Source organism: Bacillus sp. 2CMS4F, from assembly GCF_023161785.1.
Classification (GTDB): Bacteria; Bacillota; Bacilli; order Bacillales; family Bacillaceae; genus Bacillus; species Bacillus halotolerans.
Window position 1 is genome coordinate 124048 of sequence record NZ_JALNTO010000003.1, and the last position, 12328, is coordinate 136375.

A 12328-nucleotide genomic window follows, 5' to 3' on the forward strand; every position below is an offset into this window, starting at 1 on the left:
CTCCTATACTTTTTTACTTTAATCATATCCATACGGGGTCTTTTTGTATAGAAAAAAATACGTTTGTTTCCAAAAGAAAAAACAGCGGTCTTAAAAGGAGAAAAGAGGAAAAAGGGATATCCCCTTTCTCCTCCTTTCGATCTTTATTGTGACATCGTATCTTGGTAGTCTTTAAACTGGTCTGTAACATCTTGTGACGGAGCCTGCGTCAATACGCTGACGATATAGACAGATAATAGACTCGCAGCAAAACCAGGTATGATTTCATACAGAAAGTCCGAAAGACCGGCATTCGCCCAAATGATTACAGTTGCTGCTCCCACAATCATGCCGGCGAGTGCCCCCCATTTGGTCATTCGTTTCCAAAACAGACTGAGCAGTACAACCGGCCCGAATGATGCACCGAAGCCCGCCCACGCGTAGCTGACCAACCCAAGGATGGTATTGTTTTTCTCCCAAGCCAGAACTAACGCGACAATTGAAACAGCCAGCACAGCCAGACGCCCTAAAAACACCAGTTCTTTATCAGAAGCTGAGCGCCGGAACATCGATTTATACAAATCTTCTACCAAAGAGCTTGATGTGACAAGCAGCTGGGAAGAAATCGTACTCATGATGGCCGCTAAAATCGCAGAAATCAGAAAACCTGTGATAATTGGGTGGAACAAAATGTTTCCTAATTGAATAAAAATCGTCTCCGGGTCCTTTAATGTCATGCCCCGCTGATGGTAATAAGCGATTCCGCCCAAACCTGTCAGCACTGCGCCGACCGCCGAAAGAATCATCCATCCCATTCCGATTCTGCGCGCTCTTTTGATCTCTTTGACAGACGTAATCGCCATAAAGCGCACAATGATATGCGGCTGGCCGAAGTAGCCCAAGCCCCAGGCAAACAATGAAATGATGCCAAGAACACTGGTTCCTTTAAAAATATTAAACATATCAGGGTCCACAGAGCGGATCTCAGCAGTTGTATCACCTATTCCCCCGGTGTGGAAAAACGTAACGATAGGAACGAGAATAAGTGCTGCAAACATAATGATCCCCTGAACAAAATCTGTCCAGCTGACAGCCAGAAAGCCCCCAAACAGGGTGTACGCGACAACAACACCTGTCACCACCCACAAGCCGGTGTGATAATTCATTCCCAGGATGCTGTTGAACAAGACGCCGCCGGACACCATTCCGGACGATACATAAAATGTGAAAAAGACTAAAATGACAATTCCTGAAAACAGTCTGAGGAGCTTTGTTTGATCTCCGAAACGATTTTCAAGGAATCCGGGAATTGTAATCGAATTCCCCGCTTTTTCTGTATATGTTCTCAGCCGCGGCGCGACGTAGAGCCAGTTTGCCCATGCTCCAAGGCAAAGCCCGAACACAATCCAAACGCCGCTTAGTCCAGTTGAAAACATGGCGCCCGGAAGCCCCATCAGCAGCCAGCCGCTCATATCGGCAGCTCCCGCACTGAGAGCGGTTACAGCCGGACCTAAGGAACGTCCTCCCAGCATGTAATCCGTCAGGTTTGACGTACGTTTGTAGGCAAAGTAGCCGATCAGCAGCATCCCCGCCATATAAATACAAATTGAAATAATCAGCTGTGTGTTTTCTATGGCACTTCCTCCTCTTTTTTATAGTATATGGATGAAATGGACACCCCCGCAGGGAGGATGCCCATTTAGTCCCGCTTTAGAACATTTCACTGATTGTTTTTGCCTGCATGTGCAGTGCCAGGTAATCCGGACCGCCGGCTTTTGAATCTGTGCCGGACATTTTGAAGCCGCCGAACGGATGGTAGCCGACGATGGCTCCTGTACAGTTGCGGTTAAAGTACAGATTTCCAACATGGAATTCTTGTTTTGCACGCTCAATGTGCTTGCGGTTGTTTGTGATCACCGCTCCCGTTAAACCGTACTCAGTATTGTTGGCCACTTCTAATGCTTCATCAAAGCTTGATACTTTAGAGAAAGCGACAACAGGCCCGAAAATTTCTTCCTGCATGAGTCTAGCTTTCGGATCAAGGTCAGCAAAGATCGTCGGTTTGATGAAGAATCCTTTTGAATCATCACCAGTGCCGCCGCTTACTAATCGGCCTTCCTCTTTTCCAATCTCAATATAACTCATAATTTTATCATAAGAACCCTGGTCAATGACAGGTCCCATGTAAACATCTGCGCTGTCAGGGCTTGCCGTTACTTTAGATTCTGTAATTTCAATAACGCGCTCTAATACTTGATCATACACTTTTTCATGGACAACAGCACGTGAACCCGCAGAACATTTTTGGCCCGCAAAGCCGAATGCAGATGTAAAGATGGATTGAGCCGCCAATTCAATGTCCGCATCCTCATCGACTACAACTGTATCCTTACCGCCCATTTCAGCGATAACACGCTTTAAATGCTGCTGGCCTGGCTGAACTTTTGCCGCGCGTTCGAAGATTCTTGTACCGACTTCTCTTGATCCCGTAAACGTGATAAGGCTTGTTTTTGGATGGTCAACAAGGTAGTCACCGACTTCCGCTCCGCTTCCAGGAACAAAGTTGACAACGCCTTTTGGCAGACCGGATTCTTCAAGAACCTCAACGAATTTCGCAGCAATGACAGGCGTTGCGCTCGCAGGTTTAAGAACAACTGTGTTACCGGTAACGATCGGTGCTACTGTTGTTCCCGCCATAATCGCGAACAAGAAGTTCCAAGGCGGAATAACGACTGTTACGCCAGTCGGCGTGTATACATATTGGTTTTTCTCGCCTTCACGGCTGTTGACCGGTTTCCCTTTTGCCAATTCAATCATTTGGCGTGCATAATATTCCATGAAGTCAATCGCTTCAGCCGTATCGGCATCTGCCTCGTTCCAAGGCTTCCCTGCTTCTTTTACGAGCAAAGCGGAGAATTCATGCTTTCTGTTGCGGACTTTGGCAGCCGCGCGGAACAGGACAGCCGCTCTTTCTTCCGGAGACGTATATCTCCACTCTTCAAAGGCTTTAGCAGCAGCTTCAATGGCTTGCTCAGCGTGCTCTTGAGACGCTTTTGAGACTCTGCCGACTACCTCTTCTTTATTAGCTGGGTTAATGGTAACGATCTTCGCTTCTGTTTCCACTCTTTCACCGTTGATGACAAGCGGATAGTCTTTTCCTAAATATTCGTTTACTGTCGCAAGCGCTTTTTTAAACGCTTCTACGTTGTTTTGGTCTTGGAAATTTGTGAATGGTTCATGTTTGTAAGGTGTTGTCATTGTAATCTCTCCTTTTTTACTTCTTCGTCATTCCTTTGAAAGCAAATGCAATGTTTGACGGACGTTCTGCCAGGCGTCTCATAAAGTAGCCGTACCAATCCTCTCCGTAAGGCAGGTAGACTCTCATGTTATAACCTTCTTTTACGAGGCTGAGCTGGGTTTGCGACCGCATGCCGTACAGCATCTGGAATTCAAACATGTCATTGGAAATGCCGTTTTCCCTGGCAAGCTGCTTTGTATAATCGATCATTTTATCGTCATGTGTCGCAATCGCTGTGTAGTGACCATTTAAGAGCTGCTTTCGGATGATTTTTTTGTAGTTCTCATCGACATCGCTTTTTTCCGGAAAAGCCACTTTTTCTGATTCCTTATATGCTCCTTTTACAAGACGAAGGAACGGTTTCAAAGAATCCAAATCGTCAATATCGTTTTCCGTCCGGTACAGATAGGCCTGTAACACCGTGCTTACATACTCGTATTTCCTTCTGAAATCCTTGAAAATATCAAGCGTTTTCTGGCATCTGACCTCGTCTTCCATGTCTATGGTGACCATGACTTTATGCTTCTCGGCCGTCTGGACGATTTTCGTCATATTTTCATACACCAGATCCATATCTATATCGAGACCTAAAGACGTCATCTTTAAAGAAACGTGTGAGTTCAGCTGCTGATCCGCAATGGTCTCAATGGTTTGGATGCATTCTTCCGTGCGTTCCCTTGCGACCTCGGCGCTGTTCACAAACTCGCCTAAATGATCGACAGTAACTGACAAGCCTTGGCTGTTAAGCTGTCGAATGGTCGGGATTGAACTGTTAAAATCATTCCCGCCGATAATTTTACCCGCTGCCACCCGGCTTCCCCAGTTTCTCGCCATCTTATTGAGAAAGCCGCTTTTGGATAAAAATAAGAAAAAATCTCTTGTGATCACTTCCAACCTCAACACCCCGCAATCTAAGAAGTATTTGTATGAGTTTATTGTAAATGGACAAAACCGTCGTTCACAATATTCTCAAAATACAAAGATTCTGATTATTTTTGTGGGTTTCTCACAATCAGATAGTTAGAAAGTCGGGGGACTTCCTGTCGAAAAATGGAGAGAGGAAGCGACACTAAACATCAGCTTCCTCCATCATTCCACACTTCTTCAACAGTATTCAAAAGCAGACGATTCAACTCAGGCATGATATCTTTTTTGATGATTTTCATCGTTTTCGCCGCTTCCATAATCCTTTCAATCTCCGTTTCAATGAATTGGTGAATCACATGAATTCTTGCTTCAAGATCCAGTTCTTCACCTTTTCTTTTGCGCTCAAGCAAGGTTTCCATCTCTGCTCTCAGTTCGGGTTCCGTAATCAATTCATTCATCAAGACAGTAAAATCCATCGGCGGAATGGTTCCGTGCTTTTCAATCCACTTGCACGCCAGTATCGGCCGCAGCACGTAAAAATACTTTTTGATTTTCACCTCTTGCCCTTGCAGGTAATCCTTGACGTTTCTTTTTGCCATATTGATATAGTGATACACACTGGCTTCAGGCTTAAACGCTGTGCTTCGCAGCTTTCTCAGCTGCTCTGCGGTCGTAAAAGCTTCGTAGTACACAATGTCTGAGGACAGCCACTCAAGCAGCGGAGGGTTTGATTTTTTGAAAAGACGCAGCGTTTTTCTCAGTTCCCAGCCGCTGATATCCAGCAAATCGTGGATCGGCTCTTCAATGACATCCCGCTCCTGCTCAATTGAAAAATACCACTCCTTTTTCGGCACATAAATAAAGCGGACATCATAATCGCTGTCTTGCGACGGGAATCCCCAAGCACGGCTCCCTGATTCAACGGCATACACGATTTTAACGCTGTATTCCTGCTCAATTCGTTTTAGTTCATCAATGATTCTTTGTTTCATATATATTCGTCTCCCGTCTTTTTTCATTCCGGCTGTTTGCAGAAAAAAACCGCCCGATGATGCGGCGGCTCTTCACGTCTGTCAGCCTTTAAGATACTGCTTAAAGAAGGCAAGCTTTTCCGTTTGAAAGGCAGGGATATACTCATGCCCAAAGTAGCGGTACACCTTCAGCTCTTTTTCTGTCTCCAGATGGTTATAGGCCGCAAACACAGTAGAAGGCGGCGTAACCTTGTCAATCAGCCCGATCGACATCAGTACAGGCACCTTCACCCTGTCAGCCAGATTCATAATATCGAAATACGTTAGTGTATTCATGGCCCGCTCTTCTGTTTCCGGGCTGCCATTTCTTCTGAAGAAGGAATTGATTTCGAGATACGGCTGTTCAAGCGCCACATCGATGGCCCGATCGAAATTGCTTAAATAAGGATAATCAGCAACAGCGGCTTTCGGAATATCTGACAGAGCCGCGGCCGCAATGGTTATGCCTCCGCCCTGGCTTCCGCCCGTCACGCCGATTCTCGTTTCGTCGACTTCATCAAAGCTGCTGATGACTTCAAGCGCGCGGACGGCGTCCAAATAAACTCCCCGGTAGTAGTATGTATCTTTATCAAGAATTCCTTTCGTCATCCAGCCCAATGCGTGTCCGTGCGGAGAAATACTGGTATCCTCGCTGCCCTGCTGGCCGCGGACAAGCATGCCGAACGCAGCGTATCCGTGCAGCGCCCAATTGACCATTTCATGAATTTCTCCGTCATAGCTTGCATTGTAGCCGTGATATTTCACGATCGCCGGATGCGGGCCTTCTTTGTCAGGCACCGCATACCATCCGGCAATGCTGGCATTCCCAAAACTTTTATATGTGAGGCGGTATACCTTCACCCCATCAGCAGGATAATCAACCGGCTGTAAGTCAGGAACTGCTGGAACTTTGGCAAGCTCATTCAAAGAGGATTTCCAAAACTCAGAAAAATCTTTTTGGGCAGTTTTGTCAGGCTTATACGTTTGCAATTGGTCGAGCGGCATATCGAATAGTTGCATTTCCGATTATTCTCCTTTGTTTAATAAGATTTAGTTTACTCTATACTATCACGTTTTGAATATATTTTCTAAATTTTTTAACATCTGTTTTCTGATTCAATCCCTCGACGTGCATTCGTTCTTGTGATGAATATCCTTCTATCCTTGAACACCATATTCACTCTTCTTGATCAAACGTTTGTTTAACCGATTCCCGGCTCAGTTCCATAAAGGCCTGAGCGGTCAGACTGACATAGCGGTTCTTTAAAAATACAAAAACCAGAGTGCGTGAAGGCGCGGATTGAAGAGATAAATAGATGACACCCGGGTCTTTGTCTCTTTTGACCATATTTGGCGCCAGTGTTACCCCCAAACCGTTTGCCACAAGGGATTGCGCGGTTTCGATGTGGCTCGTTTTAAACGCCGCGTGTGGCTTAAAGCCGCTTTCCGCACATAGGTCAAGTACCGTCCGGCGAAAACCGTAGCCCTCCTTCAGCATAATAAAAGGAACGTGCTTTGCCATCTCAAGCGGCACGCACGGCGGCCGGCTCCCCTCTCCTTCCAGCGCTTTATCAATCAGTGCAGTCATGTCGGGCGGCATCCACCTTTGTTTTTCCTTTGGTACGGCAAGAACGATCGGCTCCGTCAGCAAGGGTTCAATGGAGAGCCTCTCATCCTCAATCGGCAAGGATAAAACAGAAAGATCAACCTCTCCTTTTGCCGTCATCTTCTCTAAGGCAGCCGGGTCTTTTTCGATAAGCTGAACCTCCACACGGGGATAACGCGCCAAAAACTGCTTCAGCAGCGGAGGAAAAATATATCTCCCTGTTACAGCCGGAATCCCGACCGAAAGCTTGTGTCCCAGTCCTTGAGAACGCTCCTGCATCTCCCGCAGCAAGTCATCCCTTGATCGAATGATGTCCTCAGCCTTTTCAATAAAACGGCGGCCGTGCGGTGTCAGCGTAACAGAGCCGTGTGACCTGTGAAAAAGAGTAAGCCCAAGTTCCATCTCCAGCTTTTTGATTTGCTGGCTGAGAGAAGGCTGGGTGATATGAAGGTGCTTCGCCGCTTTTGTAAAGCTCTGGCGGCGGGCAATTTCCGCAGCATATTCCATCACTTTAATATCCATTTCAGCCTCCATAGGTTGAAACTATCGAATTCATCATTTTTATATCTTGGACGAATCATAACAGACATTGCTAACATAATCCATATCACCACCAAAATTGAAGGAGCTGGTTCACTTGCCAAACGAAACTCCGTTTTCGAAAAATGCTGAGATGTACCGTGATGAGAAGGTATTTGCTGAGGGTGAAGATTTAGCGATGCTGATCAAAACTGCGGAATGCCGTGCAGAGCAGCGAGTGCTTGATGTCGGAGCGGGAGCGGGTCATACAGCGCTGGCTTTTGCCCCTTACGTCCAAGAATGCATCGGCATTGATGCGACGCAAGAAATGGTTGACGTTGCTTCATCTTTTGCGAAAGAAAAAGGCGCTGGCAATGTACACTTTCAGAAAGGAACGGCAGAGGAGCTTCCTTTCCCTGACGATTCATTTGATGTCATCACCTGCCGATATGCGGCTCACCACTTTTCCAATGTTCATCAAGCCGTCAGTGAAGTTGCACGCGTGCTGAAAAAGAACGGGCGGTTTTTCCTGGTCGATCACTACGCGCCTGAAGCTCCTGATCTTGATGAGTTTGTCAATCATTTGAACCGGCTCAGAGATCCTTCTCATGTACGCGAAAGTTCATTATCGGAATGGCAGTCAATGTTTACGGCCAACCAGCTCGGCTATGAAGAAATCCAAAAGTGGAATTTGCCGATTGAATACAACAGCTGGATCAAACGAGGCGGAACCCCCGCCGAGCGGGAACAGCGTATCATCAGCCATTTGAACAACGCGTCTGACTAAGCCCGTGACACCTTTTGCCTCGAACTGAATCAAAACGGAAAGCCTGAATCCTTTTGCTTAAAAGCGATATTGATCCAAGGCGTGAAGCGATAAAAAAAGCCGTGCATACCGCACGGCTTTTACATTGGCTGATAAAGATCCCAACCGATTTTTAACGTCTCCACAATGTAATCTGCAATCTCTTCAGGAGCAAGGTTGTCTGTTTCCACTTTTGAATTGTGCTTGTCATAGATGACTTTTCTCTCGTTAAACAGCTGCTCCATTTCATCCATTGACCGGTTATGCAGCACCGGACGGCTTTCGATCAGCAAATCCGCGCGCTGCTTCCAGTTCTCCCAAGACAGATCGAGGTGAAGCACCAGACAATGTTCGAGACAGCACTTTCTGATTTCCTCTTGTTTAAAAGAGCCTCCGCCAAGTGAGACAATTTTAAATCTTGTATGGTGGCATAGATTCAGGATATATTCTTTTTCTGTTTTCCGGAAAAAGTCCTCACCTTTTTTTTCAAACATCTCAGGGATCGACATGTTGAAATCCTTTTCGATTTCTTGGTCAATATCGATAAAATCTCTATATAATTTCTTAGCGACCAATTGGCCGATTGTCGTTTTTCCTACACCCATGAATCCAATCAGGACGATATTTCTTTCTCTTACTGGGATGGCTCGTTTAGCGTTCATCTTCGGCGAAATCCTCCTAAGGAATGAAAGTTTATCTTCATTATATGCTGATTTTGCGAATATTTATATAGGTACCGGCTCGGGCAACCTCTATTTCATCGTCATCCGGTCAAGCTTCCCTACAATAAACTAACAGAACCGCTCCGCAGTCAATATGTTAATAGCCGTGATGCAGAATAAAAGATGTAACATGACGAAACGTGTTTTTGAGCAGTCGGCTCCGTTTCTTTTTTGCGTTCAATAACCTTCTTGTCCGGATGACATTCATTGTACAACATTTTCAGAAATAATTTAATACTTCGACGCAAAAAAGCATTAAATGATTAAACGTCCTTCCTCTCTCTGCGTTTATCCGTTTTTCATCAGGGAAAAAGATGACGGGAGGGATGCGAGATGAAAATAAGCTTTTGTACAACCGGATGTAAAAAGCAAAATGTAATGGACGTCATTTCCTTTGCGAAGGAGCAGTCCTTTGACGGGATTGATTTGTGGTACGGCCACATCGAACAGTATGAACAGGACTTCGGGCCGCTGGACAGCCTTTATACCCTGCTGCAGCAGCATAAATTGAAGGTGCCCGCGGTCAGCTTATACACCGATTTTGTGACACAAGGAGAAGAAGAAACAAAAGAAGCAGTGAGAAAAGGGCTTCGGGCGGCGAGACAGCTTCACAGCCCGCTTATTCGCGTATTTGCCGGCAATCAGGCGTCAAACAGAACGTCACCGGAAAAATGGCTGCGTGCGGTTGAACAATTCCAGCAGGCTGCGCAAATGGCAGACGGCTATGAGGTGAATATCGGTCTGGAAATTCACTACGATACGTATGCCGATACACCTGAAGCTGCTTTAACATTTTTGAAGGATGTCGGCCATCCGAGACTCCGAACGATTTTTGACGGGTCAAATCTGCACGTGACCCGAATTGACCAGCTGCCCGCTTTAGAAAAAACCTTTCATACGATCAGCCATATCCATTTAAAAAACTACCGCTGGAACTTTGATAACTGGTATCTGAGCGAGCCAACTCCGATTTTCCAAGGAGATCTCGATCAAAAAGCATTTTTAAAAGAGCTGATGAACAGACAATATGATGGTTTTGTTTCTCTTGAGTATTTTGGAGAACATGCCTTTATGCATATAAAGGAATCGCTCCGCGAATATACGTCTGTTTTTTCCCGCTGACTCTTCGATCGAAGGGTCTTTTTTTGTATCATAAACAAAAAGGGGGATATCATGATGATCATTTGGATAAATGGGGCTTTCGGTTCCGGAAAAACACAAACAGCGTTTGAACTGCACAGAAGGCTGAAACCGTCTTACGTATATGATCCTGAAAAGATGGGGTTTGCGATGCGTTCGATGATACCGCCGGATATCGCTAAAGACGACTTTCAAAGCTACCCTTTGTGGCGGGAATTCAATTACAGCATGCTTTCCTATTTGTCAGATACATATCAGGGCATCATCATTGTGCCCATGACCATTACGAATGATCAATACTTCGATGACATTATCGGCAGGCTGAGACAGGACGGCCGGACCATTCACCACTTTACCCTGCTGGCTTCAAAGGAAACATTGCTGAAACGCCTGCGCACCAGAGCGGAAGGAAAAAACTCCTGGGCCGCAAAACAAATCGACCGCTGCATCAACAGCCTGTCTGATAGCCTCTTCACAGAACATCTCCATACAGACCAAATGTCTATTCAGCAGGTCGCAGAAACGATCGCTGCCCAAGCAAATCTGCCGCTTGAGCCTGATTCGAGAGGCAGCCTGCGAAGATTCACTGACAGATTGATGGTGAAGCTGAACCATATCCGCATCAAATAAAAGACGTTTTGAAAACATGTCCCTGATACATGCAAATGAATCAATAAATAAAAGCCCACTCCAAGAGTGGGCTCATGTTATTTCCACCAGTCATCAAACATAGAAGCTGGGACCTGGCGCTTATGCTCCGTCACGCTGTAGCGTTTCTCCAGCGCTTCTGACGCCTTCGCCGATACTTCTTTTCCTTCGAGATAATCATCAATCTCATCGTAGGAAATGCCAAGCTCAGTTTCATCGGACTGCTGCGGCTTTTCATCCAGCAGATCGGCAGTCGGTTCTTTTAAGTATAAGCGTTCTGGGGCATCCAGCTCTTTCAGCAGGCTTCTTCCCTGACGCTTTGTTAAACCTGTCAGCGGCAGGAGATCTGCGCCTCCGTCACCGTATTTCGTAAAGAAACCAGTCACGGCTTCGGCCGCATGGTCTGTTCCAATCACCAGAAGGCCTTCTTGGCCGCCGATCGCGTATTGAGCAATCATTCTCGTTCTCGCTTTTACGTTTCCTTTATTAAAGTCTGTCAGCTTATCGCCTGTCTCTTGCTGATATTGATCCGCAAAAGCGCTGACTGTTGATTGAATGTCAAATTTCCATGATTTATCCGGCTTGATGAATTTCAGAGCGAGCTGGGCGTCATCTTCATCCTGCTGTGTGCCGTGCGGAAGACGGACCGCGATAAATTGAGCATCTCCGCCCTCCTCGCGAATGCTTTCCACCGCAAGCTGAGCAAGTCTTCCCGCAAGTGTTGAATCCTGTCCGCCGCTGATGCCAAGCACAAGTCCTTTAGCGCCGGTTTTCTTTACATATTGTTTTAAAAAATTGACTCTGTCCTCAATTTCTTGCTTTGGATCAATTGAGGGCTTCACATGTAATTCACGCATAATCTTTTCCTGCATGCTCATCCCAATCATTCCTCCTGTACATTTTCGCTTGTTTCTTACTGTTCATTTCCCCGAATCAATGAAAATGAATCATGACTGTTATGTATCCATATTAACTATAGCACAGGTCTTATTTCATAGTGAATAAGAGAGATCAACTGACTTCAACCCGTATGGACGTCACACTGTCGCCATTGCACTTTCCTTTTTCAATCGGGCAGGAAGAAAACGCGACAACCAAATCCATCTCCGCTCTGAGTCTGACGTAATCCCCGGCATTTGACAGCGGCGTTTCCACAGACAGGTTCCCCTTCTCATCCAGAACGGTATTCATAAAAATCGCAAACGGATAATGCATATGCGGCTTCGGCACGCCGAACTGCTCAAGCGCCCGGTTCATATTGTCATAACACGTATCCTGGAACTCGTCCTTTTGTTTTCCGTATAACAGCCTGTTCATATCAGGACGGCAGGCGGGCAGAAGCAGGTCATGCTTGCCGACTGTATCCTCAATGAGCGTCAGCATCGGTTTATACAAATTAGAGTAAATATGATCGTTGACCTTCACATGAATGGAATGATTGGCATCAATAGTCGCTCCCTGATCAAGATGCTCATAAAAATCCTTTGCGTGGTACGCCACAAAATCAGCAACCTGCTGCCCCTCTACATCAACCACCTTCAAAATCTGTCCCTTTTTCAGCTTCAGGCCGAGTCCTTTCTTCGGCTGAACAATATATTGCTGTGTCATCCGCTTCGCTCCTTTTTCTATTAGTATGAACGTTTGCCATCGCCTCCATGTAAAAAGAGGCAAAAATCCGATGCATATAAGCCTTGCGCGGGTTGCAATCTAACCTTAGATAAAAGGGGTTGAATG

At 46.0% G+C, this 12328-nt stretch carries 11 protein-coding genes and 1 pseudogene; 3 read left to right on the forward strand and 9 right to left on the reverse strand.

Going from position 1 to position 12328, the window contains the following annotated elements:
• Nucleotides 1–143: 143 nt before the first annotated feature.
• The 6 genes from putP to MTN95_RS07380 all read right to left on the reverse strand — a co-directional run bounded on the left by putP (nt 144) and on the right by MTN95_RS07380 (nt 7282).
• Complete coding sequence (putP, locus tag MTN95_RS07355) at nt 144–1598, reverse strand: sodium/proline symporter PutP (RefSeq protein WP_105991541.1); 1455 nt, start codon at nt 1596–1598, stop codon at nt 144–146.
• A 91-nt stretch (nt 1599–1689) separates the two neighbouring features.
• On the reverse strand, nt 1690–3237 hold the full coding sequence (gene pruA, locus MTN95_RS07360; protein WP_248337544.1) for an L-glutamate gamma-semialdehyde dehydrogenase: 1548 nt from the start codon (nt 3235–3237) through the stop codon (nt 1690–1692).
• A gap of 16 nt (nt 3238–3253) precedes the next feature.
• Entirely contained in the window at nt 3254–4165 is a 912-nt protein-coding gene (putB, locus tag MTN95_RS07365; protein ID WP_081638229.1) for a proline dehydrogenase PutB, read from the reverse strand.
• Nucleotides 4166–4353: 188 nt separating this feature from the next.
• Complete coding sequence (locus tag MTN95_RS07370) at nt 4354–5136, reverse strand: nucleotidyltransferase domain-containing protein (protein WP_248337546.1); 783 nt, start codon at nt 5134–5136, stop codon at nt 4354–4356.
• An 81-nt stretch (nt 5137–5217) separates the two neighbouring features.
• Nucleotides 5218–6174: a cephalosporin C deacetylase gene (gene cah / locus MTN95_RS07375; protein WP_105955369.1), complete on the reverse strand. Its 957-nt coding sequence runs from the start codon at nt 6172–6174 to the stop codon at nt 5218–5220.
• 157 nt (nt 6175–6331) lie between these two features.
• Complete coding sequence (locus tag MTN95_RS07380; RefSeq protein WP_248337548.1) at nt 6332–7282, reverse strand: LysR family transcriptional regulator; 951 nt, start codon at nt 7280–7282, stop codon at nt 6332–6334.
• A gap of 115 nt (nt 7283–7397) precedes the next feature.
• On the opposite strand from MTN95_RS07380, the pseudogene MTN95_RS07385 reads away from it, so the two are divergent.
• Nucleotides 7398–8159, forward strand: a pseudogene (locus tag MTN95_RS07385) (class I SAM-dependent methyltransferase).
• Between the two features lie 26 nt (nt 8160–8185).
• Here the strand turns inward: MTN95_RS07385 and MTN95_RS07390 are convergent.
• Nucleotides 8186–8746, reverse strand: a complete 561-nt coding sequence (locus MTN95_RS07390; RefSeq protein ID WP_024120152.1) for a shikimate kinase — start codon at nt 8744–8746, stop codon at nt 8186–8188.
• 393 nt (nt 8747–9139) lie between these two features.
• Between MTN95_RS07390 and MTN95_RS07395 the strand changes: the two genes are divergently transcribed.
• Both MTN95_RS07395 and tmrB read left to right on the forward strand, forming a co-directional pair.
• Complete coding sequence (locus MTN95_RS07395) at nt 9140–9928, forward strand: sugar phosphate isomerase/epimerase family protein (RefSeq protein ID WP_248337550.1); 789 nt, start codon at nt 9140–9142, stop codon at nt 9926–9928.
• A gap of 54 nt (nt 9929–9982) precedes the next feature.
• Nucleotides 9983–10576, forward strand: a complete 594-nt coding sequence (gene tmrB / locus MTN95_RS07400; RefSeq protein WP_248337700.1) for an AAA family ATPase — start codon at nt 9983–9985, stop codon at nt 10574–10576.
• 77 nt (nt 10577–10653) lie between these two features.
• Here the strand turns inward: tmrB and nadE are convergent, their stop codons facing one another.
• Entirely contained in the window at nt 10654–11472 is an 819-nt protein-coding gene (nadE, locus tag MTN95_RS07405) for an ammonia-dependent NAD(+) synthetase (protein ID WP_101860186.1), read from the reverse strand.
• A gap of 133 nt (nt 11473–11605) precedes the next feature.
• Nucleotides 11606–12202, reverse strand: a complete 597-nt coding sequence (locus MTN95_RS07410) for a DUF1989 domain-containing protein (protein WP_044161986.1) — start codon at nt 12200–12202, stop codon at nt 11606–11608.
• Between the last annotated feature and the right edge of the window lie 126 nt (nt 12203–12328).

Coding starts and splice junctions, on each gene's coding strand:
- pruA (WP_248337544.1), bottom strand. CDS start 3,237: ATGACAACACCTTACAAACATGAACCATTCACAAATTTCCAAGACCAA.
- MTN95_RS07370 (WP_248337546.1), bottom strand. CDS start 5,136: ATGAAACAAAGAATCATTGATGAACTAAAACGAATTGAGCAGGAATAC.
- cah (WP_105955369.1), bottom strand. CDS start 6,174: ATGCAACTATTCGATATGCCGCTCGACCAATTGCAAACGTATAAGCCT.
- MTN95_RS07380 (WP_248337548.1), bottom strand. CDS start 7,282: ATGGATATTAAAGTGATGGAATATGCTGCGGAAATTGCCCGCCGCCAG.
- MTN95_RS07390 (WP_024120152.1), bottom strand. CDS start 8,746: ATGAACGCTAAACGAGCCATCCCAGTAAGAGAAAGAAATATCGTCCTG.
- MTN95_RS07395 (WP_248337550.1), top strand. CDS start 9,140: ATGAAAATAAGCTTTTGTACAACCGGATGTAAAAAGCAAAATGTAATG.
- tmrB (WP_248337700.1), top strand. CDS start 9,983: ATGATCATTTGGATAAATGGGGCTTTCGGTTCCGGAAAAACACAAACA.
- nadE (WP_101860186.1), bottom strand. CDS start 11,472: ATGAGCATGCAGGAAAAGATTATGCGTGAATTACATGTGAAGCCCTCA.
- MTN95_RS07410 (WP_044161986.1), bottom strand. CDS start 12,202: ATGACACAGCAATATATTGTTCAGCCGAAGAAAGGACTCGGCCTGAAG.